This is a genomic window from Caulobacter sp. Root487D2Y (assembly GCF_001427165.1).
Classification (GTDB): Bacteria; Pseudomonadota; Alphaproteobacteria; order Caulobacterales; family Caulobacteraceae; genus Caulobacter.
Genome location: NZ_LMFD01000001.1, coordinates 365119 through 391690 on the forward strand (window position 1 = coordinate 365119; position 26572 = coordinate 391690).

Annotated in this window: 24 protein-coding genes; 15 read left to right on the plus strand and 9 right to left on the minus strand. The window is 68.5% G+C overall.

Annotated features, from left to right (window positions below; translation table 11 throughout):
• Positions 1-14: 14 nt before the first annotated feature.
• Positions 15-962, minus strand: coding sequence for a hydrogen peroxide-inducible genes activator (locus ASD38_RS01740; RefSeq protein WP_056457046.1), 948 nt, complete (start codon positions 960-962; stop codon positions 15-17).
• 181 nt (positions 963-1143) lie between these two features.
• Between ASD38_RS01740 and ahpC the strand changes: the two genes are divergently transcribed.
• From ahpC to ASD38_RS01755, 3 genes are all read left to right on the plus strand, one after another.
• Entirely contained in the window at positions 1144-1707 is a 564-nt protein-coding gene (ahpC, locus tag ASD38_RS01745) for an alkyl hydroperoxide reductase subunit C (protein ID WP_056444167.1), read from the plus strand.
• A 114-nt stretch (positions 1708-1821) separates the two neighbouring features.
• The gene (gene ahpF, locus ASD38_RS01750; protein WP_056443577.1) at positions 1822-3423 is read left to right on the plus strand and encodes an alkyl hydroperoxide reductase subunit F; all 1602 of its coding nucleotides are present in this window, start codon (positions 1822-1824) and stop codon (positions 3421-3423) included.
• Positions 3424-3690: 267 nt separating this feature from the next.
• A complete protein-coding gene (locus ASD38_RS01755; protein WP_056443578.1) occupies positions 3691-5073 on the plus strand; it encodes a hypothetical protein in 1383 nt (460 codons plus the stop codon).
• Positions 5074-5076: 3 nt separating this feature from the next.
• Here the strand turns inward: ASD38_RS01755 and ASD38_RS01760 are convergent, their stop codons facing one another.
• The gene (locus ASD38_RS01760; RefSeq protein ID WP_200941448.1) at positions 5077-5958 is read right to left on the minus strand and encodes a bestrophin-like domain; all 882 of its coding nucleotides are present in this window, start codon (positions 5956-5958) and stop codon (positions 5077-5079) included.
• Positions 5959-6252: 294 nt separating this feature from the next.
• On the opposite strand from ASD38_RS01760, the gene ASD38_RS01765 reads away from it, so the two are divergent.
• Positions 6253-7923: a hypothetical protein gene (locus ASD38_RS01765; protein ID WP_056457048.1), complete on the plus strand. Its 1671-nt coding sequence runs from the start codon at positions 6253-6255 to the stop codon at positions 7921-7923.
• 196 nt (positions 7924-8119) lie between these two features.
• Here ASD38_RS01765 and ASD38_RS01770 read toward each other — a convergent pair whose 3' ends face one another.
• Positions 8120-8647: an SRPBCC family protein gene (locus ASD38_RS01770; RefSeq protein WP_056457052.1), complete on the minus strand. Its 528-nt coding sequence runs from the start codon at positions 8645-8647 to the stop codon at positions 8120-8122.
• A 214-nt stretch (positions 8648-8861) separates the two neighbouring features.
• Entirely contained in the window at positions 8862-9713 is an 852-nt protein-coding gene (locus ASD38_RS01775) for a glutamate racemase (RefSeq protein WP_056443588.1), read from the minus strand.
• Between the two features lie 229 nt (positions 9714-9942).
• Between ASD38_RS01775 and ASD38_RS01780 the strand changes: the two genes are divergently transcribed.
• The 3 genes from ASD38_RS01780 (at position 9943) to ASD38_RS01790 (ending at position 13137) form a co-directional block, all read left to right on the plus strand.
• The gene (locus ASD38_RS01780; protein WP_056457057.1) at positions 9943-12078 is read left to right on the plus strand and encodes a M3 family metallopeptidase; all 2136 of its coding nucleotides are present in this window, start codon (positions 9943-9945) and stop codon (positions 12076-12078) included.
• A gap of 143 nt (positions 12079-12221) precedes the next feature.
• On the plus strand, positions 12222-12794 hold the full coding sequence (locus ASD38_RS01785) for a PadR family transcriptional regulator (protein WP_056443594.1): 573 nt from the start codon (positions 12222-12224) through the stop codon (positions 12792-12794).
• 4 nt (positions 12795-12798) lie between these two features.
• Positions 12799-13137 (plus strand): DUF2218 domain-containing protein, encoded by a 339-nt coding sequence (locus tag ASD38_RS01790; RefSeq protein ID WP_056457058.1) that lies wholly within the window; start codon positions 12799-12801, stop codon positions 13135-13137.
• Between the two features lie 313 nt (positions 13138-13450).
• Here the strand turns inward: ASD38_RS01790 and ASD38_RS01800 are convergent, their stop codons facing one another.
• From ASD38_RS01800 to ASD38_RS01815, 4 genes are all read right to left on the minus strand, one after another.
• Positions 13451-14533, minus strand: coding sequence for a GNAT family N-acetyltransferase (locus ASD38_RS01800; RefSeq protein WP_056457060.1), 1083 nt, complete (start codon positions 14531-14533; stop codon positions 13451-13453).
• A gap of 114 nt (positions 14534-14647) precedes the next feature.
• A complete protein-coding gene (locus ASD38_RS01805; protein WP_056457063.1) occupies positions 14648-16801 on the minus strand; it encodes a prolyl oligopeptidase family serine peptidase in 2154 nt (717 codons plus the stop codon).
• A gap of 96 nt (positions 16802-16897) precedes the next feature.
• Positions 16898-17695 carry a potassium channel family protein gene (locus ASD38_RS01810; protein WP_056443609.1) on the minus strand — a complete coding sequence of 266 codons (798 nt, stop codon included), beginning with the start codon at positions 17693-17695 and terminating at the stop codon, positions 16898-16900.
• 115 nt (positions 17696-17810) lie between these two features.
• Positions 17811-18068, minus strand: a complete 258-nt coding sequence (locus ASD38_RS01815; protein ID WP_056443613.1) for a hypothetical protein — start codon at positions 18066-18068, stop codon at positions 17811-17813.
• 845 nt (positions 18069-18913) lie between these two features.
• Here ASD38_RS01815 and dapF point away from each other — a divergent pair.
• Genes dapF through ASD38_RS01840 form a run of 5 tightly spaced genes read left to right on the plus strand, consistent with a single transcriptional unit; the run spans position 18914 to position 23493 of the window.
• Positions 18914-19768, plus strand: a complete 855-nt coding sequence (gene dapF, locus ASD38_RS01820) for a diaminopimelate epimerase (protein WP_056457064.1) — start codon at positions 18914-18916, stop codon at positions 19766-19768.
• Positions 19681-20610: an SDR family NAD(P)-dependent oxidoreductase gene (locus ASD38_RS01825; protein WP_156390523.1), complete on the plus strand. Its 930-nt coding sequence runs from the start codon at positions 19681-19683 to the stop codon at positions 20608-20610. The genes dapF and ASD38_RS01825 overlap by 88 nt, the downstream gene beginning before the upstream one ends.
• On the plus strand, positions 20607-21953 hold the full coding sequence (gene mtaB, locus ASD38_RS01830) for a tRNA (N(6)-L-threonylcarbamoyladenosine(37)-C(2))-methylthiotransferase MtaB (RefSeq protein ID WP_056457067.1): 1347 nt from the start codon (positions 20607-20609) through the stop codon (positions 21951-21953). Before ASD38_RS01825 ends, mtaB begins: the two co-directional genes overlap by 4 nt.
• Positions 21950-23029: an endonuclease/exonuclease/phosphatase family protein gene (locus tag ASD38_RS01835; protein ID WP_056457069.1), complete on the plus strand. Its 1080-nt coding sequence runs from the start codon at positions 21950-21952 to the stop codon at positions 23027-23029. The genes mtaB and ASD38_RS01835 overlap by 4 nt, the downstream gene beginning before the upstream one ends.
• 8 nt (positions 23030-23037) lie before the next feature.
• Positions 23038-23493: a GFA family protein gene (locus tag ASD38_RS01840; RefSeq protein ID WP_056443623.1), complete on the plus strand. Its 456-nt coding sequence runs from the start codon at positions 23038-23040 to the stop codon at positions 23491-23493.
• Here ASD38_RS01840 and ASD38_RS01845 read toward each other — a convergent pair.
• On the minus strand, positions 23481-24119 hold the full coding sequence (locus ASD38_RS01845) for a trimeric intracellular cation channel family protein (RefSeq protein ID WP_056443626.1): 639 nt from the start codon (positions 24117-24119) through the stop codon (positions 23481-23483). The two genes, ASD38_RS01840 and ASD38_RS01845, sit on opposite strands and share 13 nt — an antisense overlap.
• A gap of 116 nt (positions 24120-24235) precedes the next feature.
• Here ASD38_RS01845 and ftsY point away from each other — a divergent pair, with 116 nt between their 5' ends.
• The 3 genes from ftsY (at position 24236) to ASD38_RS01860 (ending at position 26489) form a co-directional block, all read left to right on the plus strand.
• Positions 24236-25180: a signal recognition particle-docking protein FtsY gene (gene ftsY / locus ASD38_RS01850; RefSeq protein ID WP_056443627.1), complete on the plus strand. Its 945-nt coding sequence runs from the start codon at positions 24236-24238 to the stop codon at positions 25178-25180.
• A gap of 2 nt (positions 25181-25182) precedes the next feature.
• On the plus strand, positions 25183-25809 hold the full coding sequence (locus tag ASD38_RS01855) for a septation protein IspZ (protein WP_056443628.1): 627 nt from the start codon (positions 25183-25185) through the stop codon (positions 25807-25809).
• A 92-nt stretch (positions 25810-25901) separates the two neighbouring features.
• Positions 25902-26489: a MarR family winged helix-turn-helix transcriptional regulator gene (locus ASD38_RS01860; protein ID WP_056443631.1), complete on the plus strand. Its 588-nt coding sequence runs from the start codon at positions 25902-25904 to the stop codon at positions 26487-26489.
• Positions 26490-26572 lie beyond the last annotated feature (83 nt).

Below are 26572 nucleotides of genomic sequence, written 5' to 3' on the forward strand. Positions count from 1 at the left end.
CCCGTCTCGTGAGTTCAGTGAGGCAGATGGGTATCGGAATGCCGTGGCGAAACCGCGGCGGGCGGTAGGTCGCGCAGGGTCTGGGCCAACAGCCGCCCCTCGGCGCTCCGGCTGGAGCCCGCCCGCCAGGCCACGACGATCTCGCGGCTGGAATGGTCGGTGTTCAGCGGCCGGATGGTGACCGGCGCGTTCTCGGCCAGGCCCGCCGCGACCGCCATCGACGGCAGGAACGACACGCCCAGCCCCGACCCGATCATCTGCACCAAGGTGGGCAGGGAGGTGGCCGCGAAGCTCTCCTCCTCGCCGGGACCGCCGCGCGGCGGTTCGAGCCCGCAGGCGGCCAGGGCGTGGTCGCGCAGGCAGTGGCCGTCCTCGAGCAGGATCATGTCGTCGCCGCGCAGGCTTTCGGGATCGACCCGTTCGAAGGCCGCCATGCGGTGGTTGGCCGGGGCGGCGGCCAACAGCTCGTCGTCCTCGACATGGGCCCAGTCCAGGCCGGTCATGTCGTAGGGCAGGGCGATCAGGGCCGCGTCCAGGGCGCCGGACTTCAGGGCGGCGATCAGCCTATGGGTCAGATCCTCGCGCAGATAGAGCTTCAGCTTGGGGAACTGCGCGCGCAGGACCGGCAGGGCGCGCGGCAACAGGTAGGGAGCGACGGTCGGGATCACGCCCAGGCGGAACCGGCCCGCCAGCGGCTGGCCCGCCCCGCGCGCGGCCTGCACCAGGTCCTCGGCCTGGGCCAGGATCGCCTCGGCCCGGCGCACGGCCTCCTGGCCGGCGGCCGTCAGGATCACGCCCGAGCGGGCCCGATCGACGACCGGCGCGCCCAGGATCTTCTCCAGCTCCTGGATTCCGGCAGACAGGGTCGGCTGGGTGACGTGGCAGGCCTCGGCCGCGCGGCTGAACGAGCCGTGCTCGGACAGGAGCTTCAGATATTGCAGCTGGCGCAGGGTCGGAAGCATGGCTGATAAATAGGCGTGATCTATCGGAAATCAAAAGACAATCGACGATATCTTTGCTGCACCTGCGAAAACGACCCGTCGCGGCGCATAGAGGCGCCCTATCGACAAGCATGAAACAATCGATTGGCCCTATCGGTTTTCGTTGCCTACAAGGCCTTTGCAATTCCTGCAGGAGAACTTCATGTCCTTGATCAACACCGAGATCAAACCCTTCACCGCCCAGGCCCTCAAGGGCGGCAAGTTCATCACGATCAGCGAAGCCGATCTGAAGGGCAATTGGTCCGTCGTGTTCTTCTACCCGGCCGACTTCACGTTCGTCTGCCCGACCGAACTGGAAGACCTGGCCGACAACTACGGCGAGTTCCGCAAGCTGGGCGTCGAAATCTACTCGGTGTCGACCGACACCCACTTCGCCCACAAGGCCTGGCACGACACCTCCGACGCCGTGCGCAAGATCGAATACACCATGGTCGGCGACCCGACCGGCACGATCACCCGCAACTTCGGCGTGATGATCGAGGAAGCCGGCCTGGCCGATCGCGGCACCTTCGTGATCGACCCGGAAGGCAAGATCCAGATCGTCGAGATCACCGCCGGCGGCATCGGCCGCGACGCCCTGGAGCTGCTGCGCAAGGTCAAGGCCGCCCAGTACGTCGCCGCCCACCCGGGCGAAGTCTGCCCCGCCAAGTGGGAAGAGGGCGAAGCCACCCTGAAGCCGTCGCTGGACCTGGTCGGCAAGATCTAAGGTTCCGGCCCGCGTCGCCGCCCCTCCGCCAGCCTGCGGACGGGCGGCGACGCACCCCTTCTTCGAATTCACGTCGCCGCCTCCTCCCCCTGGGCGGCAAACCAGGAGCACGTCATGCTGGACGCCGGTCTGAAGGATCAACTGAAGGCCTATCTGGGCCATCTGCGTCAGCCGATCGAGCTGGTCGCCGCCCTCGACGACGGCCCCAAGTCCCGCGAGATGCTGGACCTGCTGGAAGACATCGTCGCCGCCTCGGACAAGGTCAGCCTGTCGCGTCGCGCCGATGCCCGCACCCCGTCCTTCGCCATCGAACGCGCCAGTAAGGACGCCCCCCAGGACAAGGTTGGCGTCCGCTTCGCCGGCCTGCCCCTGGGCCACGAGTTCACCTCGCTGGTGCTGGCCCTGCTGCACGTCGGCGGCCACCCGCCGAAGTTCGACGCCGAGGTCCTGGACCAGGTCCGCGCCCTGGAGGGCGAGTTCCGCTTCGAGACCTATTTCTCGCAGAGCTGCCAGAACTGCCCGGACGTGGTCCAGGCGCTCAACACCATGGCGGCCCTGAACCCCAACATCACCCACGTCGCCATCGACGGCGCGCTGTTTCAGCAGGAAGTCGAGGAACGCCAGGTCATGGCCGTGCCGACCGTCCTGCTGAACGGCCAGCCGTTCGGCCAGGGCCGCATGGGCCTGGAGCAGATCCTGGCCAAGCTGGACACCGGCGTCGCGGCCCGCGAGGCCGAGAAGATCAAGGCCAAGGACGCCTTCGACGTTCTTGTTGTCGGTGGGGGCCCCGCCGGCGCCGCCGCGGCGATCTACGCCGCCCGCAAGGGCATCCGCACCGGCGTGGCGGCCGAGCGCTTCGGCGGCCAGGTGCTGGACACCATGGCCATCGAGAACTTCATCTCGGTGTCGCACACCGAGGGTCCGCGCCTGGCCGCCAATCTCGAGCAGCACGTCAAGGACTACGACGTCGACATCATGAACCTGCAGAAGGCCGTGGGCCTGGTCCCCGCCCAGACTCCGGGCGGCCTGATCGAGGTCAAGCTCGAGAACGGCGCCAGCCTGAAGTCGCGCAGCGTGATCCTGGCCACCGGCGCCCGCTGGCGGAACATCAACGTGCCCGGCGAGGCCGAGTACAAGAACAAGGGCGTGGCCTATTGCCCGCACTGCGACGGCCCGCTGTTCAAGGGCAAGCGCGTGGCGGTGATCGGCGGCGGCAACAGCGGCGTCGAGGCGGCCATCGACCTGGCCGGCCTCGTGGCCCACGTGACCCTGATCGAGTTCGACAGCCAGCTTCGCGCCGACGCGGTGCTGCAGCGCAAGCTGGCCAGCCTGCCGAACGTCCGCATCGTCACCTCGGCCCTGACCACCCAGGTCCTGGGCGACGGAAACAAGGTCACCGGCCTGACCTACAAGGACCGCAACCACGACCAGGTCCACCAGGTCGACCTGGAAGGCGTGTTCGTGCAGATCGGCCTGGTGCCCAACACCGAATGGCTGAAGGATGCGGGCGTGGCGCTCTCCCCGCGCGGCGAGATCGAGGTCGACCATCGCGGCGAGACCTCGCTGCCCGGCGTGTTCGCCGCCGGCGACGCCACGACCACGCCCTACAAGCAGATCATCATCGCCATGGGCGAGGGTTCGAAGGCGGCTCTGTCGGCCTTCGACTACATGATCCGCCTGGAGCCGGACGTTCCCGCCGAGCAGGAGGCCGCCTGACGTTCCAGGCTTGAAGCCTCCGGGCGGGCCCGGGGGCGGAACGAATCGCCATGGAGCCGCCGCGGCCGCCCTTTCCGGGCCGTCGCGGCGGCTTTCGTGTTTCTGGCGATGCGTCAATGCGCCTCTCGCCGAATGCGCGATCTTGACCTCGACAGCAATCTCGGGGCCGGGCTATCTTGTTAACGAATGGGCAAAATGATTCTGCGGGTCGGCACGACCGAATCGGCGCGATGGGCGTCGTCCCGGGAATCGTAAAGGGTGGGCAAGATGAGGCTGCTGTCGAAGGGCGATCGCAACACCAAAGGCGGCGTCAAACCCGTGATGCTGGCCGCCGAGAACGATCGTCTCGAAGCGGACAGCGACCGCCTGGTCGAGGCCACCCAGGCCATCGGCGTCCGCTATGAGACCATCCACGGCGGACTGGACAGCATCAGCCGCGTGGTCGAGCACCTGCGGGCCATCGAGCCCCTGCTCTCCGAAATCCGCGGCCCGGTCGCCGAGGAGTTCGAGGCCCGTCGCGCCGAGCACGCCGAGCTGATCTCGCTGCGCGCCAATTTCGAACAGGCTTCGCGCCAGCTGGCCGCCGCCCAGGCCGAGGAACGCGAGCTGTCCGCCAAGCTGGCGACCGCCGACGCCGCCCTGACCGAATCCGACGCCCGCCGCCAGTCCCTGGACGTCGCCCTCGAGGACGGCGCCCTGGAGATCGACCGCCTGCGCAACGGCCTGCAGCAGTCCGAGCTCAAGGTCGGCGGCCTGGAGGCCGCGCTGCGCGACGCCACCGCCCGCGCCGAGCACCTGACCCAGGACGTCGAGACCCTGCGCTTCCAGACCCAGGACATCGACGCCCGTCGCGGCGAGTCCGAGGCCGCCCTGGCCGCCGCCAAGCAGCAATCGGCCCTGCAGGTCGAGGAGCTGGGCACCCTGAAGAAGCGCCTGGAGCAGGCCGGCGCCGACATCGCCCGCCTGTCGCGCGTCGAGACCGAGCTGGAAGCCCAGATCGCCACCGAGCGCGCCCGCGTCCTGGCCGCCGACAACGCCCTGACCACCGTCCAGGCCGACAGCGCCCGCACGATCCGCGGCCTCGAAGCCCAGGTCGAGTCCGGCCGCGCCGAGGTGCTGGCCCTGCAGACCCGCCTGGAGACCGCCACCGGCCGCGCCGACAAGCTGGAAGAGATGAACGCCCAGATCTCGGCCCGCCTCAACGAAAGCAGCGCCCAGCAGCAGGCCGTCGAGCGCCGGGCCGGCGATCTCAACGTCGCCCTGGAACGCGCCCTGGAACGGGTCCGCAACCTCGAGGACGAGGTCGAGGACCTGCGCGGCCGACATGCCGGCGTCGACACCGCCCGCGCCGCGGCGATCGAGCGCGCCGACCAGCTGGCCAAGACGGTCGTGGCCCACGAGAAGGCGCTCAAGCGCGCCGAGGAACGCGCCGCCCAGCTGCGCACCCGCTTCGAGGCCCTGCAGGCCTCGGAAGACGAGACCCGTCGCGCTCACGACGAAAAGGTCACCGAGATGCAGACCGAGATCGAACGGATCCGCTCGGAGGCCGCCCTGGCCGAAGGCGCCCTGGAATCGGCCCGCCGCGACCGCTCGCGCCTGCAGATGGCCCTGCTGGGCGCCACCAGCGACGACGTCCAGGCCGCCGGCTAAGGCCTATCGACCCGGCCCCGTCGTTGCGCCCTTGGGCGGAGCGGCGGGGGTCGGCGCGGCCTTCGGGGCCGACATCCTGTCGAACACTTCCGGCGGCTGGGTCGCCATGGTGGCCCTCAGCCGCTCCATGGGCGCCTGGCTTTCCGTGACCCGGCCGGTCCTGGGCCGGTCGATGTCCAGCGTCAGCAGCAGCGAGATCGTCAGCAGCAGGAACAGGAAGGCGGTCGCGCCGCGCCCTTCCTTGTTCGCGCCGGCATAGCCCAGCACGCCGGCCGAGGTGACCACATAGACGAACAACACGAAGAACACCGTGCTGGGCACCCGGGCCAGCCGGGCGGCCTTCCGCGCGGAGTCCAGGTCGATCATGGTGTTCATGGTGTCCAGGTACGAGCTGGAGAAATCCAGGCCCTTGATCGAGGGCCAGGCGGCCAGGGTCGCGGTCCACAGGTCGGTCAGCATCTGGTCGTTCCTGGCCAGCAGCGTCGGGACCTGGTCGGGCGGCGCCTTGGCCAGGGTGATCCGATTGTCGGTGTAGTCGACGAGCATCCGGCTGATCCGGGCCCGATCGACCGGCTCCAGCATCTGGGTGCGCAGATAGGTGGTGCCGATGGCGTTGGCTTCTTCGAGCACCAGCATCCGCCGCGACTCGAAACGGTCGACGGCCAGCGAAAAGGTGAAGCCCATCAGCAGGGCCAGCAGCCCCAGGGTGGCCGAGACGATGTAGCCTTCCTTCCCGCCGTCGTCCCCGCCTTCGCCCTTGGTCTTGCCCGTGCGCCGGCTCAGCCATTCGCCGAGCAGCGAGGCCGCGAACATGGCCGCCAGCAGGATCAGGCCGATCAGCCAGGCGGGCGTGGTCTCCAGCCAGGTGGCGAAGCCGCCGGTCATCGCGCGAACGCCTTGGGGTCGGCCTGTCGTCCGCTATCCATCCTGGACCTCTCGCCGGATCGAAATCTCGGGGCGATCTTTCGACGCGGGACCGCGATCCGCCATGGGGCGAATCCCGGGTGCGGCTGGTTCTTCGTCCGGATTTTCGACCCCCGTGCAGGACCGGACCTATCTACTATAGCGTTTATATATTGACGACTCTTCCTGTGAGTGAGCAGCCTGTGGCGAAGCTCGGGCCCGCGGCGCATGGCGCAGCCTTGCGCGGACCCTGGTCGGAACTCGGCGGAGGGCGCGATGAAAATCTCGAAGACGGCGCGGAAGATCGGCTGGCGGACGCTGGCCGCGACCCTGGTGTGTCTGGCGGGCGGCGGCGGGCTGTTCGCGGCCAAGGCGATCAACGCCGCGCCGCCGGCCAAGCCGGCCTATCTGGCCGCCTTCCCCAATTTCGCCCCCAAGCTGACGCCCCAGCTGCCGGGCGACGTCGATATCGCGCTGAAGACCCAGCTGGAGAAGGCCCAGAAGTTTTCCGAGGTCCAGCGCGAGTTCGACCTCTATTCCTGGCAGATGTTCCTGGCGCTGAACTGGCCGACCAACAGCCAGGGCCAGGCCGCGCCCAAGCTGACCGACACCCGGTTCGGCCAGCCGCACTGGACGCTGTGGCACAATTCCAGCGCGATCTTCCAGACCGACGGGGAGCGGCCGGCCGCCTGCCGCGTGTCGCCCAAGGCCCGGACCCTGACGCTGTTCCGCGGCGACCTGGCCAAGCCGGTCAGCAAGGGGCTGGCGCCGTTCTCGGCCCAGGCCACCGCCAACGCCGACCCGCGCGCGACCCGGTTCCTGGGCGTGCTGTCGGCGGTGGGCGAACTGAACGCGGCCAATCTCGGCGACCTGGACGACATCCAGCAGGCCTTCTCGGGCCCGATGATCGATCAGAACGGCGAGTTCGTTTATTACGAGATCATGATCGACCCCAACGAGGTCGGCTATCTCTGCGACAACAGCCTCTACAACATCAACGGCCAGGTCGCCTTCTCCAAGGCGGGCTCCAAGGTGGCCATGCCGATCGGTACGCCCGGCAAGGACTGGAGCGGTTCGTTCGAACTGAAGTTCGCCTGGCGGATCCTCAAGTCCGGCAAGGATGACTTCAGCCGCTTCTACACCAGCCCGGCCGTGGTCATCGATCAGGGACCGGACGGCAAGCAGCTGGAGCGCAAGGTGACGGTCGGCCTGGTCGGCATGCACATCGGCCACAAGAGCACGACCTCGCCGCAGTGGATCTGGTCCACCTTCGAGCAGGTCGACAACCTGGATGTCGACGCGGTCGCCCATCCCAAGCTGAACCCGTCGTTCGTCGATCCCAACTGCCCGATCTGCGCGGTCGACCAACTGCCGCAGAAGGTCAAGGGCGTCTATCCGCGCATCCCGACCCAGGCCTGGCGCGGCATCCCCATCCCCGGCGACAAGGTCGCCCTGAACCGTCAGGCCCAGGCGGCCCTGAAGGCCCAGGGCTCGGTCTGGCAGTACTATCAGCTGATCGACACCCAATGGCCGACCGATCCGACGGCGCCGCCCGCTCCGTGGAACGGCGGGCTGCCCAACGCGATCGTCAACAAGCCGGGCGGCAATCCCACCCCGGTGTTCCTGACCAACGTCACCATGGAAACCTACTTCCAGAAGGGCAACCAGGTGGCGTGCAACGGCGAGGAGCTGCCCAACGGCCAGGACTGTCCCGCCTCGGGCTCCGCCCAGCCGCCGGTCTGGAACTCGGTGCTCAACAACCAAGGCAAGCCGGTGACGCCGGGGATCAACACCCTGACCTTCCAGACGGAAAGCTGCATGGGCTGCCATTCGTCGGCCGGGGTCTGGACGTCGTACGATCCCAAGACCGGCAAGGGGAACCAGTCAGGCCAGCTGACGGCGGACTTCTCCTGGCTGATGAGCCAGAAGGCCAGCTGGGAGAAGTAGTTCCAAGCATCCCGGGCCTTGCGCCCGGGATTACGGCGTTCGCTAGGGCTGATCGAGGTTCGGCTTCGAAAGCGAAAACCTCGTCCTTCGACAAGCTCAGGATGAGGTTTTCTATCGCACGGCCCGCACAATGGTCCTCATCCTGAGCTTTGTCGAAGGACGAGGACCATGCACTTGGCTTGAAGATCGATCGCCCCTACGGCGCCTTGCCCGTTTCGACATAGGCCGTCAGGCGGTCGAACTGCTCGCTTAGCACCTGATCAACAGCCGGGGCGATCTTGTCGAGCCCGCCCTTCATGTAGCCGCCGACATCGTAGGTCTGGATCAGGGTGGTCTTGCCGTCCGTCTCCGACAGGGTCCAACCCAGGTGGCCGGCGGCGCCGGACATCTGCAGCGGCCCCAGGGCGCCGAACAGCCGCAGGCCCCGACCGGGCTGGGCGTAGACCACGGTCATGTGCATCACCGAGCCGCCGTTCAGCAGCTTCTCGCAGAAACAGCCGCCGGCCATCGGGGCCAGGGACAGGCCGGCCGAGGAGCCCGACCAGGTGTGGTCCTTGCTCCACCATTGCGAGGGCTGGGCGAGGGCGGCGTAGACCCTGTCGGCCGGGGCGTTCAGCACCGCCGTGCGCTTGACCTCGAAGCCGCCCGGCTGGGCGTCGACGACCTCGGCATGGGCCGTGGTGGCGGTGAGGGCGAGCGCGACGGCGATCAGCAGGTGTTTCATGGGGTGAGGCCCTCCGGTAGGGAGAAGGGTGATGCAGGCCACGCTCGCGTCAAGTCCACGCTTGCCCCCACCTGACCGCTACGCGGTCTGTCCGCCCCCATAGGGGGCGGAGGCTCCGACGCAGAGCGTCCTCTTCCCCCTGTGGGGGAAGACGGTCGCGAAGCGACCCGTAGGGGGCAAGTGGTCGCCTCCAAGCCGCTTGAAGCTGGCCGCCCTAAGCCGCCTCGAACCGCAGCGGGCCGCCCCAGAAGCTCTCCACCAGACCGTTCTGGGGGCCCGGCGCGCCGGTGGTCAGGAACTGGCGCGAGCCGCCGGTCCCGGGGTCGAGCTCCGGATGGCGCTGCAGATAAAGCTCCAGGGCGTCGGCGGTCGAGGCCGGCTGGTGGATGACCGGCGTGCCGGCCGGCAGGGCGGCGCGGAAGATGTCGGCGATGATCTCGTAGTGGGTGCAGCCCAGCACCGCCCGGTCGGGATAGCGGCCGATGCGGGTCTTCAGCGCCTGGACATAACCCTCGACGGCCTTGGCCAGGTCCACGGCCCCGGCGTCGGCCTCGATCATCGGCACCAGGTCCGGGCAGGCCTGCGAGAACACCGCGATGTCCTGCTTGCGCTTGTCGATCTCGATCTCGTAGACGCGCGAATTGGTCGTGCCCTGCGTCGAGAAGACGCCGAGGACATCGAGCTGCTCGACCTTGTCGCCGCGCCGCTCGGCCTCGTGCTCCCAGGGCAGGCCGGTGGCCGCCTCGATGGTCGGCACGATGATGCCCAGCACGTTGATCGGCCGGCCCAGCTGCCTGCGATAACCCGGCAGCCAGGTCTGCTGCAGGCGACGCAGCGCGATGGCCGAGGCGGTGTTGCAGGCCAGGACCACCAGGCTGGCGCCGGCGTCGAACAGGCGCTCGCAGCCGGCCCGGGTCAGGTCGACGATCTCCTCGCCCGGCCGGCCGCCATAGGGGGCGTTGGCCTGGTCGGCGAGATAGATGAAGTCCGCCTGGGGCAGACGGTTCACGAGGGCGCGGTGGACCGTGAGGCCGCCCACGCCGGAGTCGAAGACGCCGATTGACATGCGTTTGGCTTACCCCGCCGCCGCCCGGTCGTCCACGCGGCCGGCTTGAGATTCTGACGCAGATCCCGTGCAGGCGCCTATCGCGCACGAACCGGCCCCGGCCGAATGCGCCGTGCGAGCGTTTCTGTCGTCGAATTCATGGCTGGCGGCACGAATTCCGCGCGAAAGCGCTTAACGACCAGCCGCGCGGCGCTCTAGGGTTCAGCTCCCTTTTTCCGGAGACCCGCCCGTGAAGCGTCGTTCCTTCCTCGCCGCCGCCAGCGCGACCGCCCTGATGCCCATGATCGCCAAAGCCGCCACCCCCGCCGCCGCTTCACCCAATCCCCTTCTGGCCCCCTGGACGGGTCCGCACGGCGGCCTGCCGCCGCTGGACAAGGTCAAGCCCGAGCTGTTCGCCTCGGCGTTCGAGACGGCCATGGCCGAGCAGCGCCGGGAACTGTTCGCCCTGACCGCCAAGCGCTCGGCTCCGACCTTCGAGGGCGTGATGGCGGCCTACCAGGATTCCGGTCGCGCCATGAACCGGGTGGGCGCGTTGTTCGGGGTGTTCACCTCGACGATGAACGACGCGGCCATGCAGAAGGTCGAGGCCGAGACCACGCCGAAGCTGGCGGCGTTCGGCGACGAGATCGTCCAGAACGAGCAGCTGTTCGCTCGCATCAAGGCCGTCTACGACGCCCGCGAAACCTCGAACCTGACGCCCGAGCAGAAGCGCCTGGCCTGGGTGGTCTACAACTCTTTCGCCCGTCAGGGCGCGGCGCTGGACGCCGCCAAGAAGGCTCGTCTGGGCCAGATCAACCAGGCCCTGGCCAGCCTCTACACCAGGTTCAGCCAGAACGAGCTGGCCGACGAGGAGAGCTACACCCTGGAGCTGGCCGAGGCCGACCTGACGGGCCTGCCGGACTCGGTGAAGGCCGGGGCGGCCGCCGCCGCCGAGGAAAAGGGCCTGAAGGGCAAGTGGCTGATCACCAACACCCGCTCGTCGATGGAGCCGTTCCTGGTCTATTCCGACCGCCGCGACCTGCGCGAGAAGGGCTGGCGGATGTGGGTGTCGCGCGGCGACAACAACGACGCCCGCGACAACAAGGCGGTGATCACCGAGATCCTCAAGCTGCGGGCCGAGAAGGCCCAGCTGCTGGGCTTCGAAACCTACGCCCACTGGATCACGGCCGACCAGATGTCCAAGACCCCGGACGCGGCCATGGACCTGATGATGCAGGTCTGGAAGCCGGCCGTGGCCCGGGTCCACGAGGAAGTGGCCGACATGCAGAAGGTGGCCGACGCGGAAGGCGCGACCTTCAAGATCGCCCCCTGGGACTACCGCCACTACGCCGAGAAGGTGCGCAAGGCGCGCTACGACCTCGACCAGAACGTGGTCAAACCCTACCTGCAGCTGGAGAAGCTGCGCGAGGCCATCCACTGGGCGGCGGGCCAGCTCTACGGCTTCACCTTCACCCAGATCGCCGACGTGCCGGTCTGCCATCCGGACGTGCGCGTCTGGGAGGTGACCAGGGGCGGGCAGCGCGTGGGCCTGTGGTACTTCGATCCCTATGCCCGGGCCGGCAAGCAGTCGGGCGCCTGGATGAGCGAGTACCGCACCCAGGAGAAGTTCAAGGGCGTGGTCACCCCGATCGTCTCCAACAACTGCAACTTCGTGAAGGGCAAGCCCGGCGAGCCGGTACTGATCTCGTGGGACGACGCCGTCACTATGTTCCATGAGTTCGGCCACGCCCTCCACGGCCTGAACTCGGACGTGAACTATCCCGGCCTGGCCGGCACCAATGTGGCCCGTGACTTCGTCGAGTTCCCCAGCCAGCTGAACGAGCACTGGCTGCCGACCAAGCCGGTGCTGAGCCAGTTCGCCGTCCACTACCAGACCGGCAAGCCGATCCCCGACGAGCTGGTGGCCAAGATCGAGAAGGCCAAGACCTTCAACCAGGGCTTCTCGACGGTCGAATACCTGGCCTCGGCGATCTACGACATGAAGATCCACCTGGCCGCCAAGGGCCAGGCCATCGACCCGGCGGTCTTCGAGAAATCGGCCATGGCCGAGATCGGCCTGCCTTCCGAGATCGTCATGCGCCACCGGCCCACCCAGTTCGGGCACATCTTCTCGGGCGACGGCTATTCGGCCGGCTATTACGACTACATCTGGGCCGACACCCTGACCGCCGACGCCGCGGAGGCCTTCGAGGAGGCGCCCGGCGGCTTCTATGACAAGGCCGTGGCCAAGCGCCTGCACGACGACATCATGAGCGTGGGCAATACGATCGACGCGGGCGAGGCCTTCCGCCGCTTCCGCGGCCGCGACGTGAAGATAGGGGCGCTGATGCGCAACCGCGGCTTCCCGGTTCCGCCGGGCGCCTAGGGCGGGTTCGAAGAAGGCGCGCGTCGATGCGGCGCGCGCCTTTCTTTTAGGTCGGTTTTAGATATATCGAAAAACACTCTTGACGTTCCGCCAATCCGATATATCTGTATCTTCGATATAACGAAACAGGATCTAAAACCTACATGTTTGGACGTCATCCCCACCACGGCCGCCACGGCGGTCATCACGGCGCGCCCTTCGGCCGCCACCCGTTCGGCTTCCACGGCCACGAGGGCCATCATCGCCGCGGCGGCCGCATGGGCCGGTTCTTCGATCACGGCGATCTGCGTCTGGTCGTGCTGAAGCTGATCGCCGACAAGCCCAGCCACGGCTACGAGCTGATCAAGGCCGTCGAGACCGCCGCCGGCGGCGCCTACACCCCCAGCCCGGGCGTGATCTATCCGACCCTGACCCTGCTGGAAGAGCTGGGCTACGTCACCGCGGCCGACGCCGGCGGCGGCAAGAAGCTCTACACGATCACCGACGAGGGCCGGGCCTTCCTGGAAAGCAACAGCCAGCCGGTCCACGGCCTGTTCACCCGCATGGCCGAAGCCGCCGCCCAGAGCGCCGCCTTCTCGCCTCAGATCATGCGGGCCCGCGAGAACCTCAAGACCGCCCTGCGCCTGAAGCTGACCTCCGGCTCGCTGACGCCCGAACAGGTCTCGGCGATCGCCAAGGTCATGGACGACGCGGCCGCCGCCATCGAAGGGGTCTAGCCTCATGCAGAGCCATGCCCGCCTGACCACCGACAAGGCCGCGCGCTACATGACTCAGCTGGCCAAGCACTGGGGCCACAGGTTCGAGGTGTCGTACGACGACATCTCGGCCCTGATCCCACTGCCGCTCGGGACCTGCAGCATGATGGCCGATCTGGAGGGTCTCGACGTCACGATCGAGGCCGCCGACCTGGAGGGCCTGGCCCGACTGGAGGACGTCGTCGCCGATCACCTGCTGCGCTTCGCCTTCCGGGAACCGGTCAAACGCCTGGCCTGGACGCGCGCCTGGGAGGCCGGCCGCATCGATCCGCCGGCCCTGCGGATCAACGGCGTTTCGCCCTAGAGCTGACAGGCTCCGGGTCATGCCCGTCACGGCCCAGCTGGAGTATCGTCACATTTTCGGGATTGTCGTGGGACAGCCGATCAAACTTGCTTGCGCCTACTCGGGAACGGGAGTTTCATCCGATTCAAGCTCCACCAGAGAGCTTTGGAGGAAACCATGGGTCATGTGGTTCGCGGGGATGCGTATCGCGGGCGGCACGACGGCCGTCAGGGTCGTCTGGGCTGGCTTCTGTTTATTTCCGCCGTCAATCTCATGCTCTGGAGCTGCGTGATCGCGTTGATCGCGCGCGCCTCTTAAGGTCGAACCGTCTGACTCAGCGCAGCCCGCGCAGGACGTCGATCCGCCGCATCGCCTTGCCCGGCAGGGCCGAGACCGGCCCCAGCGGCAGGGCCTCGGCGACCTCGCGCAGGCCGTAGACCGCGGTGCGGGCCAGGGTCGAGACCGACGGCGCGCCCAGGAACCCGAACATCACGCCCTGTTGCCGGTTCGACAGCTCGCGCTTGAAGCGATAGTCGCCGGCCCCAAGATCGAGGCGCCTGTAGGGCCCGGCGTCCAGGCTCCTGAGGATGTCCTGGAACAGCAGCAGGCCCGGCGAGTAGCGTTCGAACCGTGGATCGTGGGCGATCAGCCAGCCGTGGATCGTGGCGCCGCCCCGCAGGTGGAAATGCACGGCCGCCAGGTCGTCGCCCAGGTGCAGGGTGTAGAGCCCGCCGCCGAACGCCGGGTCACGGGTCTCCAGCAGCTCGTCCATCAGCCGCATGACCCAGGCGGTCTTGAACAGGTCGGTCTGGCCGGTGGCGGCCAGCTGGGCGCGTTTCCAGGCGATCAGCTGTTCGTAGTCGGCGCGGGACGCCGACAGGGCCGTGAAGCGGGCGGGCCCGACCTCGCGCTCGACCTTGCGGCGCTTCTTGTCGATGTCCTTCAGCGCGCCGATCCCGGCCGCCCTGCGCTCGGCCTCATAGGCGGCGTAGCCGTCGGCGACCTCGACCACCCAGGACACGTCCCGGCCGCGGGCGTGACCCTGGAAGGCCGGATCCTCGGCCAGCATGTGGCAGAAATCGTAGCGCGAAACGCCCAGGGCCTGGAGCATGGCGCGCGGGTCGGCCCTGAAGCCGTCGCGGGCCACCAGGGCCTGGTAGTCGCTCATCGGCGCGCCGACCGGCATGGCGGTGGAGCCGCGCTTGCGCACGGCCAGGAACGCCGCCGGGTCGCCGGCCGGGTCGCGCTGGACCGCGATTCGCACGCCGCCGGCCGGCCCCTGGGCGCGGGCGACCGCCTGGGCCCACAGCGGCGACAGGAACGGGCTGTCGAGGCGCGTCTCGCCGGCCTGGACGGCCGACCAGGCCGCGTGGACCTCCGCGGGCAGCTCCAGGGCGGGGAAGACGTCGATCTTCAAGGCAACCTCGATCCGGCTCGGCCGGAAGAGCGGCCGGACAATCGACGCCATCATGACGGGCAGAGATTGAACTAGGGTTTACGGCCCGGAAAACAGGCTTCTCCGGGCCCCCGGTCAGTCCATCAGCTTCTTCGACAGATAGATGTATTCCAGCGCCTGGCGGCGGGCGGTCTCGGCCAGGTTGGCGCTGGCCGCGTGGCCGCCGTCGATGTTCTCGTAATACAGCACCGGATAGCCCAGTTCCTCCAGCCGCGCCGCCGCCTTGCGGGCGTGGGCCGGATGGACGCGGTCGTCCTTGGTCGAGGTCTCGATGAACACCTCGGGATAGTTCTGGCCCGCCTTGAGGTTGGAATAGGGGTCGTATTTGGCGATCACCGCCCGTTCGGACGGGATGGCCGGGTCGCCGTATTCGCCCACCCACGAGGCGCCGGCCCCGATCTGGGTGTAGCGGATCATGTCGAACAGCGGCACCTGCACGACGACGGCGTTGTAGAGCTCTGGCCTTTGGGTCAGGGCCACGCCCATCAGCAGGCCGCCGTTGCTGCCGCCCATGATCCCCAGGCGGCGCGGCGAGGTGATCTTGCGGGTGATCAGGTCCTGGGAGACGGCGAAGAAGTCGTCATAGACCTTCTGGCGGTTCTCCTTGAGGCCGGCGTTGTGCCAGGCCGGGCCGAACTCGCCGCCGCCGCGGATGTTGGCCACCACATAGGTCCCGCCGCGCTCCAGCCACAGCTTGCCCATCACCCCCGAATAGGCCGGGGTCATCGAGGCCTGGAAGCCGCCATAGGCGTAGAGCAGGGTCGGGGCCGTCCCGTCGTACTTCACGCCCCTGGGCCGCACCACGAAATAGGGGATCCTGGTCCCATCGGTGCTGGTCGCCTCGAACTGCTCGACCACGTGGGCGGAGGCGTCGAAGCGGGCGGGCGAGGCCTTGACCTGCTCCAGCTGCAGCGAGGCCGCGTCGGCCAGCCAGTAGGTCGAGGGCGTCAGATAGCCGGTGACGCTGAGGAACAGTCGGTCGTCCTTCTGCGAGGCCGAGCCCAGGCCGATCGTCGAGTTGGTCGGCAGGGCCAGCTTCTGGCTGGTCCAGCCCCCGGGTCCGTGCCTGTAGACCAGGGCCCCGCCGGTGACATTGTCCAGCAGGCCGACCACCAGCCTGTCGCGGGTGGTGGTGACCGTTTCCACCGACTGCTTGGCGGTCGGGCGCAGAACCAGGGTCGCGGCGGCCTTGGCCGGATCGGCCTTGAAGGCGGCCAGGTCGAAGCTGATCAGGTCGCCGGTCTTGAAGCCGCGTTCGGGCCAGTCCTGCTCCAGGGTCATGATCATCTGGCCGGCGACATAGCCCTGCACCGAGCTCTTCAGCGGCAGGGGCAGCTTCGCCGCGCCCTTGTCGGTCAGCAGATAGGTCTCGGCCTCGAAGAAGCTGACCGCGCGGTTGACCAGGGTGGCCACCACCTTGCCGTCGGCGTCGAGCAGCGTGTAGGCCGAGGCCGAGACGTCGTCCGGCGTGCCCCGGAACACCTCCTTGGCCGAGGCCAGGGGCGTTCCGCGCTTCCAGGCCTTGACCACATAGGCGTAGCCCGACTTGGTCACCTGGCCCGGCTCCCATTCGCGGGCGACCAGCAGGGTGTCGCGGTCGAGCCAGCCGACGCTCTGCTTGCCCTCCGGCAGCACGAAGCCGCCCCCTTTGGCGGGATCGACGAAGGTCCGGGTGGTGGTGTCGAACTCGCGGACGACCATGGCGTCCTTGCCGCCGTTCGACAGCGAGACCAGGCAGCGGGTGTCGTCAGGCGCCAGACAGCCGGCGCCCTTGAACACCCAGTTGGCGTTCTCGGCCTTGGACAGGGCGTCGATGTCGAGGATCGTCTCCCACTGGGGTTCGGCGGTGCGGTAGCTCTCCAGCGTCGTCTGGCGCCAGACGCCGCGCACGTGCTCGGCGTCCTGCCAGAAGTTGCGCAACGAACCGTCGCCGGCGAACGACACGCCCGGCACGCGGTCCTTGGCGTTGAGGATGGCCAGGGCCTGGCTTTCCAGGCCGGCATAGCGGCTGTCGCCCTGCAGCACGGCCAGGCTGCGGGTGTTCTGCGCCTTGGCCCAGGCCAGCGGCCGCTCGCCCTCGATCTCCTCCATCCACTTGTAGGGATCGTCCTTGCCCAGGTCGGCCAGCGGCGTGCGGGCTTCAGTGTCGGCGGGGACGGGATCGGCGGCTTGTGCGGCTGTGGTCATGAGGCTCGTGGAGGCGAGGAGGGCGAGGAGCAGTCTGCGCATCTGGGGATCCGGCGGCTGTCGTGACAGGGCGGCGGCTTCGGAAAGCGGCGCCTTCGACCCGGACCGTATCGCAAAAGATGTCCCGCGCCAGAGGACTCAGTCGCCGTCGTTGGGGATGTTCAGCACCTGACCGCAGGCCTTGCAGTGCACGGCGTCGGGATCGTGCCGGCGCAGGCCGCAGCACGGACAGGGGAAGGTCACCTTGTGCGGCCGCAGGATCGACTGGATCAGGCCGATGAACAGCGACACTCCGCCCAGCATCACCGCGATCGACAGCAGCTTGCCCCAGGCGCCGGGCAGGGTGACGTCGCCATAGCCGGTGGTGGTCAGGCTGGTGACGGTGAAATAGAGGGCGTCGACATAGCCGCCGATGCCTTCGTGCCGTCCGGCGAAGCTGGAATAGACGAAGCCGGTGACCACGAAGACGAAGGTCACCAGGGTGGAGGCCGCGCGGGTGATCTGCTCGACCCGGGTGTCGTCGTAGCGCCGGCCGATCGTGCGCCAGAAGAACTCGCTGTGGATCAGGGTCCACAGCCGCACCACCCGCAGGAAGCCGAAATTGAACAGCCAGGCCGGGAACAGCAGGGTGGCCAGCACGAACAGGTCGACCCAGGTGATGGGCTTCTTGAGCCAGGTCTTGATCTCGCCGTGGGCGATGGCCCGGGCCGCCAGGTCCAGCGCGAGGAAGGCCGCCACGAGATAGTCGATCGCGTAGAAGGTCAGGCCGTGACGGCGCATCAGCGGCGCGGCGACGAAGAAGGCGATGATCGCCAGATCGATGACGATGACGCCATAGCGGAACCGCACCGCGGTGGGCGAGGCGCCATGGTAGAGGGCGCGGAGACGGGCTCGGAGGCGCAGGCCGTCGGTGTTTTCGGCTGTCAAACGGACCATCCCACGGCGACGCATTGGGTTCGCCCATAGAACGACAGGATACAGGATCGAGACCCATGCGGGTTGATCTTTGTCTCCTTTCGATATTCGAGCCGGGCCCGCGCGCGTCGATGACCTACGATTCAAAGAACCACGGCGTCATGGCGTCGGCGCGGCTTTCCAGCAGGCCGGGCCGATGCGACTTCATCTCCGCCCGAAGCGCCAGCAACTGGGTCCTCTGGGGACCTGACGGCGTTCGGCTGAGAACCTCGTCGATCTTGGCCAACGTGGCGTCGTTCAGCGCCAACGCGGCCCGGACGCCCTCGAGCATCAACACGCGAAGCTCGTTGCCTCGACGGATCTTGCGACGACGGGGCGGCTTGGACTTGGGCATGACAGTCTCCTCATGGAGGGTTGGCGGCGGACACGACTGTCCGACCTCGGGCTTTCGCGACGAGTGGGTGAGGAGGCGCGGAGCGGCCGGGCCAGGCCCGGAGACCGTGAGTGTTGTGTTTGCGTTTCGGCGTGGACAGACCGCTCCGCGGAACCGTTCTTCTCAAGGGACGGCGACTGAGGGCCTGTTTCATCCCGGTCGACGTTCCCCCTCGGACGGGCAGGATCAAAGTCGCCCGGAAGGGGCCGTCAGCGACTCCGACAGATCCTGGAACAGGCCGGTTTGAACCTCCCGGCCCCGTCGACCCGCCCGTCCGGCCATCGTCCCCGCCGGACCTTGGAGCCTTCTGAGCCCCGCCGTCCGCCGCGATCCGATCGCCAGGTCCAGCCGGCCCCGCTCGGTTCCACCTCCATCGCCGCTTCGGGTCGGTACCAAGCGCCCTCCTCCGCGATGGAGACGGGTTTATTGTGCGGGGGGTTTGAACACTGGCGCGTCGGTGACGCTGCTTTTTTTCAGAGCGTTGAAGTTGTTGAACTTCTTTGCCGAATTCGCGGGGATGGAGGCAGCTGGATCCCCGCCGGGGACATGCTCTCACGGCAAGGCCTGTGAAATCTTGTCCAGACGGCCAGGGCGAGTGCGTGTCCCCACGGTTGCCCCCAGCCCCTCCGGCAAGCCCACGGCTGACTTGGGGGACACGCACTCATCTCAAACGCCCCGCGAACCTGGCCGGCGCTCCGCCGTGAGTGCATGTCCCCAGGGGCGGCGCCCGAAAAGCCGCGACCAAAACGCCGCCGCTGTGGCCGACCTCTGACTCCGGCGCGGTTTTCCACTATATAGCCCGCACCATGAGCCGCACCTTTCTCAAGATGAACGGCCTCGGCAACGACTTCGTCGTGATCGAGACCCTGACCCAGCCCTTCAATCCGACCCCGGACGAGATCCGGGCGATCGCGAAACGGGGCGAGGGCGGAATCGGCTGTGACCAGGTGATCGCCATCGACCCGCCGCGCGCCGAGGGCGCCAGCGCCTATGTGCGGTTCTGGAATTCGGACGGCGAGGAGACCGGGGCCTGCGGCAACGGCACGCGCTGCGTGGCCTGGCTGCTGATGCAGTCGTCGGGCAAGACCGCCGTGGCCTTCGACACCGTGGCCGGCCGCCTGACGGGCCAGATGGCCGGCGACAAGCTGGTGACCGTCGACATGGGCCGGCCCGGTCTGGCCTGGGACCAGATTCCGCTGGCGGAAGAGATGGACACCGTCGGCATCGAGCTGCAGGTCGGCCCGATCGACGCGCCGCTGGTCCACACCCCCGGCTGCGTCTCGATGGGCAATCCGCACGTGGTGTTCTTTGTCGACGCCCCGGTCAGCGACGACTTCGCGCGCGGCACGGGCAGCCTGGTCGAGCATCACCCGCTGTTCCCCGAAGGCGTCAATGTCGGCTTCGCCCACATCGCGGCGCGCGACCATATCAAGCTGAAGGTCTGGGAACGCGGCGCGGGCCTGACCGCCGCCTGCGGCACCGGCGCCTGCGCGGCCCAGGTCGCCGCCGTGCGTCGCGGCCTGACCAACCGCGTCGCCAAGGTCGAGTTCGAGAGCGGCGTCCTGACCATCGAATGGCGGGCCAGCGACAGCCACGTGATCATGACCGGCCCGGTGACCATGGAGTTCGTCGGCAAGTTGCCGGAGCTCGCGGTCGCATGACGATCCACCCCGCCCCCATTCATCCGGCGATCGGGCCCGGCAAGACGGCCGTGATCACCGGCGCGGCCGACGGCATCGGCCTGGCCGCCGCGCAAGCCTTCGCGGGCCTCGGCATGAACGTGGTCCTGGCCGACATCATGGGCCGGGCCCTGAAGAAGGCGGCCGACGCCATCGGCGACAAGGCCCTGGCCGTGGAGACCGACGTCGCCGACCGCGCCGCCGTCCAGGCCCTGCGCGACGTCGCCGTCGACAGGTTCGGCGCGATCGACGTGCTGATGAACAACGCCGGGGTCGGCGGCGGGGGCGACGTCTTTTCGGGCGAGGACCCGTGGAAGCGCGTGCTCGACGTCAATCTGTGGGGCGTGATCAACGGCGTCCAGGTGATGGGCGAGGAGATGGCGGCCAGCGGCCGTCCTGGCCTGATCATCAACACCGGCTCCAAGCAAGGGATCACCCAGCCGCCGGGCAATACGGCCTACAACGTGTCGAAGTCGGCGGTGAAGGCCTTGACGGAAGGGCTCGCCCACACCCTGCGCGAGACGGTCGACTGCCAGGTCGACGCCCGCCTGCTGATCCCCGGTTTCGTCCATACCGGCATGACCCGGCGCGGCCGCGACAAGCCGGCCGCCGCCTGGACGCCGCAGCAGACCGTCCAGTTCATGCTGGACAGCATCGCGCGCGGCGACTTCTACATCCTGTGCCCCGACAACGACGTGCCGCGTTCGCTGGACGAAAAGCGCATGGCCTGGGCCATGGGCGACGTCATCGAAAACCGTCCGGCCCTGTCGCGCTGGCATCCCGACTGGAAGGACGCCTTCGCGGCGTTGGTCGAAGCCCCGTGACCTACACCCTCATCTCCAGGCCCCCGAAGCCCGCGCCCGCGGTCGGCGAAGAGGGCGGACCGGCGACGACCGTGTCCGGTCCGGACGGCGTCGACGTCGTCACCTTCGGCTGCCGGCTGAACGCCTATGAGTCCGAGGCCATCCGGGCTCGTGCGTCGGCCGACGGCCTGGCCGACGCGGTGGTGTTCAACACCTGCGCGGTGACCAACGAGGCCGTGCGCCAGGCCCGCCAGGCGATCCGCAAGGCCCGCCGCGAGCGGCCGGACGCCCGGCTGATCGTCACCGGCTGCGCCGCCCAGATCGACCCCGCCGCCTTCGCCGCCATGCCGGAAGTCGACCTGGTGCTGGGCAACGCCGAGAAGGCCGCCCCGGGCGCCCTGCTCGACACCTCCACCCGCGTGCGGGTCAACGACATCATGTCGATCAAGGAGACCGCCGGTCACCTGATCGCCGGCCTCAAGGACCGCGCCCGGGCCTATGTCGAGGTCCAGAACGGCTGCGATCACCGCTGCACCTTCTGCATCATCCCCTATGGGCGGGGCAATTCGCGCTCGGCTCCGGCCGGCGAGGTCGTGGAACAGGTCCGCCGCCTGTCGGCCGAGGGCTATCGCGAGGTGGTGCTGACCGGCGTCGACGTGACGTCGTGGGGCACGGACCTGCCCGGCCAGCCGACCCTGGGCCAGCTGGTCGCCCGGATCCTGAAGCTGGTCCCCGACCTGCCGCGCCTGCGCCTGTCGTCGATCGACGCCGCCGAGATCGATCCGGACCTGTTCAAGCTGCTCGAGACCGAGCCGCGGCTGATGCCCTACCTGCATCTGAGCCTGCAGGCCGGCGACGACCTGATCCTCAAGCGCATGAAGCGCCGCCACAGCCGGGCCGACGCCCTGAAGCTGGTGTCCGAGGTCCGCCGCGTGCGTCCCGACACCGCCTTCGGCGCCGATCTGATCGCCGGCTTCCCCACCGAGACCGAGGAAGCCTTCGCCAACACCTTGAAGCTGGTCGAGGAGGCGGGTCTGGCGTTCCTGCACGTCTTCCCCTACAGCGCCCGCCCCGGCACGCCGGCCGCGCGGATGCCGCCGGTGAAAGGCCCTGTGATCAAGGACCGAGCCCGCCGCCTGCGCGAGGCGGGCCAGGCCGGGCTCGAGCGACACCTCCAGCGCCAGGTCGGCCGCATCCTGTCGGGCCTGATCGAACGCGAGGGCGTGGCCCGGGCCGAGGACTTCACCGAAATCGCCTTCGATCCCGCCTTGGGGGGCGTCGCCCCGCAGGGCGAGATCGCCGCCTTCCGGGTGGTGGGTCACGACGGCGCGCGGGTGATCGCGGAGCTCGCCGTCCAGGAATGATCGATCGTCGCGTCCTGACGGCCGTTCTCGCCGCCATCCTGCTGACCGGGGAAGCGGCCCTCGCGCAAGACGCGCCGCGCCCGCGGGAGCCCCAGACCGAGGACACCCCGCCCGCCGCCTTCCATCCGATCGGCCCGATGCGGTCGGTCGAGCTCAGCGTGATGACCTACAATGTCGAGGGCCTGCCCTGGCCGGTGCGGGCGGGTCGCGGCTCCAAGCTCAGGGCCATCGGCCGCCAGCTGGCCGGCCTGCGCGAAAAGGGCCTCGAGCCCGATGTCGTCCTGTTGCAGGAAGGTTTCAGCGGCGAGGTCGACGACCTGATCGAGCTCAGCGGCTATCCCTATGTCGCCAAGGGGCCGCGCAAGAAGCAGCGCGACGGCAGCCAGCTGACCCGCGAGGACAAGCCGCGCTACAAGCGGGTGAAATACCGCCGCAAGGGCGAGGGCTGGGGCAAGTGGGGCTCCAGCGGCCTGTGGGTGCTGAGCAACCACCCGATCAACTGGGTCAAGTCGCACGCCTACCACTATTGCGCGGGCCTGGACTGCCTGGCCAACAAGGGGGTGATGCTGGTCAGCCTGGAGGTTCCCGGCCTGCCCGTCCCGGTCGAGATCGCCGACACCCACCTCAATTCCAAGGGCGCCTCGGGCGTGCCGCGCAATCGCAACCGCATCGCCCACCACCTGCAGGCCGCCGAGCTGGGCCGGTTCATGGGCACCGACCGCACGCCCGGCGCGCCGCTGATCGTCGGCGGCGACTTCAACGTCATGCACGCGCCCGACCGCTACGACTACGTGATGCAGCGCTATCCGTTCGAGGTGGTCAGCCAGGTCTGCTTCCAGACGCCCGACAGCTGCGACGCCAGGATCTCGGCCGACGGCGACGCGCCGTGGCTGGACACCCAGGACCTGATCGGTTTCAAACAGGGCGACCAGGTGGCGATCCGGCCGATCCAGGTCGAGGCCCGGTTCGACGGCTCGGCCACCGGCGGTCCGGTGCTGTCCGACCACGACGCCTACGAAGTGACCTTCCGCCTGACGCCGGTTCCGATCCTGTCGTTTCCGCCCCCCAAGCACTGAGGTTTCCGATGTCCGAGACGCCCAATTCGACTGGCGCCCTGACCGGCGGCTGCCAATGCGGCGCGGTGCGTTTCCGGGTCGAGGGCGAGGTCGGCCGCGCCTCGATCTGCCATTGCCGCATGTGCCAGAAGGCCTTCGCCGGGCCGTTCGGAGCACTGGTCACCGTCAACGTCGCCGACCTGACCTGGACGCGCGGCGCGCCGTCGCGTTTCCAGAGCTCGGACGCCGTCCGGCGGGGCTTCTGCGCCGCCTGCGGCACGCCCCTCTCCTTCGAATGGAGCGCCGACCAGATCGACCTGGCGGTGTTCGCCTTCGACGACCCGTCGCGGGTCGAGCCGGTGGTGCAGCTGGCCGTCGAGGGCCGTCCCGCCTGGATGGACCACCTGGCCGACATGCCCGTGCGCCCGCCGATCGGGCCGTCAGACGCGGTGGTCAGTCGCCAGCATCCCGATCACGACACCTGATCCGCTTCCTCGCCGCCCGCGAATCCCGGCAGGCTCCAGCCGAACTTCAGCGCGCAGGCCCGCAGGCCGAAGGCGGCCGTGAAGCCGGCGATCCCGGCCGGCCAGAAGCCGACATGGAACAGAGTGGTCAGTCCGGCGAACACCCCCGCGCCCAATAGGGCCGCGGTGATGTAGATCTCGCGGCGCAGCAGCAGGTTCGGCTCACCGGCCAGGACGTCGCGGATCACCCCGCCGAACGCGGTGGTCAGCACGCCCATCATCACCGCCGTGAACGGATGGACGCCCAGGTTCAGGGCCTTGGCCGTGCCGACCACGGCGTAGGCGGCCATGCCCAGGGCGTCCAGCCACAGCAGGGCCCGGAACCGCCAGCCGCGCTTGCCCAGCAGCCAGACGGCGACGGCCGCCAGCAGACAGACCATGACGTAGCCGGGGCGCTGGATCCAGAACACCGGCGCGTCGATCAGCAGGTCGCGCAGCGTCCCGCCGCCCACCCCGGTGATGGCCGCGAAGAAGCCGAAGGTGATGATGTCGTGCTTGCGGTGGGCGGCGGCCAGCGCGCCGGTCGCGCCGAACACGGCGACGGCGGCGTAATCCAGCCAGAATAGGGTGGTCGAAAGCGCGTCCATTGGCGTTTCATGCCACGTCCGATAGAGCCTGTCTCAGGCTCCATCTCTATAAAATTGGAGCGTGGCGAGCGCTGAAACCGCTCACACTTTCAGCTGCCACGCTCTAAAGGAACGCCATGAGCGAAAAGCCCGAGCAGAAAAAAGGCTGGTTCCAGCGCCTGACGTCGGGCCTGGCCCGGTCGTCCCAGGCGATGACCGAGCAGGTCACCGGCGCCTTCACCAAGAAGCCGCTGGACCAGGAGCAGCTGGACCAGCTGGAGGAGATGCTGATCGAGGCGGATCTGGGTCCCCAGATCGCCGCGCGCATCACCGACGCCTTCGGCAAGGCGCGGTTCGGCAAGTCGTCGACCGAGACCGAGGTCAAGGAGGCCCTGGCCGAGCTGGTCGCCGCCGAGCTGTCCGACCGCGAGGGCGTGTTCGACCCGCTGTCGGGACCCAAGCCCTATGTGGTGCTGTTCATCGGCGTCAACGGTTCGGGCAAGACCACCACCCTGGGCAAGATCGCCTCGGACCTGACGCTCAACCACAAGGCCAAGGTGCTGATCGCCGCCGGCGACACCTTCCGCGCCGCCGCCGTCGAGCAGCTGAAGATCTGGGCCGACCGGGCCGGGGCCGACTTCATGAGCCGCCCGCCCGGCGCCGACGCCGCCGCCCTGGCCTACGAGGCCGTCGAGCGCGCCAAGCTGGAAGGCCACGACGTGGTGCTGATCGACACCGCCGGCCGCCTGCAGAACAAGCAGGGGCTGATGGACGAGCTGCTGAAGATCATCCGCGTGCTCAAGAAGGTCGATCCCGACGCCCCGCACGAGACCCTGCTGGTGCTGGACGCCACGGTCGGCCGCAACGCCCTGGCCCAGGAAAAGATCTTCGGCAACCAGGTCGGGGTGTCCGGGATTGTGATGACCAAGCTGGACGGCACCGCGCGCGGCGGGGTGCTGGTGCCGGTGGCCCGCGCCTCCGACAGCCCGATCAAGCTGATCGGCGTCGGCGAGGGCGTCGATGATCTGCAGCCGTTCGACGCGCGGGCCTTCTCGCGTTCTCTGGTGGGCCTGGAAGACTGACCATGACCGACACGCCTCCCGAAGCCGCCCCCTCCGAAGCGATCAAGAAGAACGCCGCCTGGGTGCGCACCGCCATCGACTACGGCGCGCCGGTCGCCTTCGGGGTCGCGTTCTTCGCCACCAAGAATTTCCAGACCGCCACCTGGGTGCTGGTCGCCGCCTCGGCCCTGGCCCTGGTGCTGGGCTATGTGGTCGAGCGCCGGGTGGCGCTGTTGCCGCTGTTTTCCGGCGTCATGGCCCTGATCTTCGGGACCCTGGGCCTGGTGTTCCACAGCGACGTGTTCGTGAAGGTCAAGGTCACGGTGGTCAACGCCGCCCTGGCGGTCTTCATGATCGGCGGGGTGCTCACCGGCCGCGCGCCGCTCAAGGCCCTGATGGGCGAGGCCGTGCATCTGCCCGACGCGGCCTGGCGGACCCTGACCCTGCGCTACGGCGGCTATTTCGCCTTCGCCGCCGTCGCCAACGAACTGGTCCGCCTGACCCAGACCACCGACATGTGGGTGAAGTTCCGCATCGGCCTGCTGCCCCTGGCCCTGCTGTTCTCGCTGAGCCAGGTGCCCTTCATGATGAAGCACATCGCCAAGGGCGACGAGGCCAAGACCCCCGAGCCGCCGGACGCGGGATTCTAGGCCAACCGACAGCCCACGGACCATCTGTCGTCAAAACGACGCGTAACCGTGGTACATAAAGGTCCGTCGGCGGAAACGAGGGACGACGGACCATGGCCAAGACCAAGGACAAGGACGGCAAGGCCGTCCACGGGGCTGATCACGGCGGGGCGTTGGCCCGTTCGCCCAGTCATCTCCTGCACCGGGTCCTGCAGCTTGCCCTGGACATCTACGCCGAGGAAAGCGGATCGGGCGGGATCACCCAGCGCCAGTTCGCGGTCCTGGCGGCGGTGGCCGAGAACGAGGGCGTCACCCAGACGGGCCTGGTCCGCGCCACCGGCATCGACCGCTCCACCCTGGCCGACATGGTCGCCCGGATGATCACCAAGGGCCACCTGGAGCGCCACCGCTCCGACCAGGACGCCCGCGCCAACACCGTCAACCTGACCCCCGCCGGCGCCGCCGTGCTGGCGGAGAGCCGGCCCAAGGTGGCCATGGCCGACGCCCGCATCCTGGCCCTGCTCAAGCCCAGCAAGCGCGAGGGCTTCCTGGAGCTGTTGGCCGACATGGCCGTCACCGACGTCCACGCCGAGCCCGAGGCCAAGGCCAAGAAGCTCAAGGCCCCCAAGGCCGAGAAGCCGGCCCACGGCAAGAAGGACAAGAAGCCCAAGAAGGAAAAGGCGGCCAAGAAGGCGGCCTAGGGGGCGACTTCCTCCATCCCATTTTCACCCGTCATCCCGGGCCCTGTTGTTCAGACCGGGGAGACGAGTGTGAGAGGTGTGGG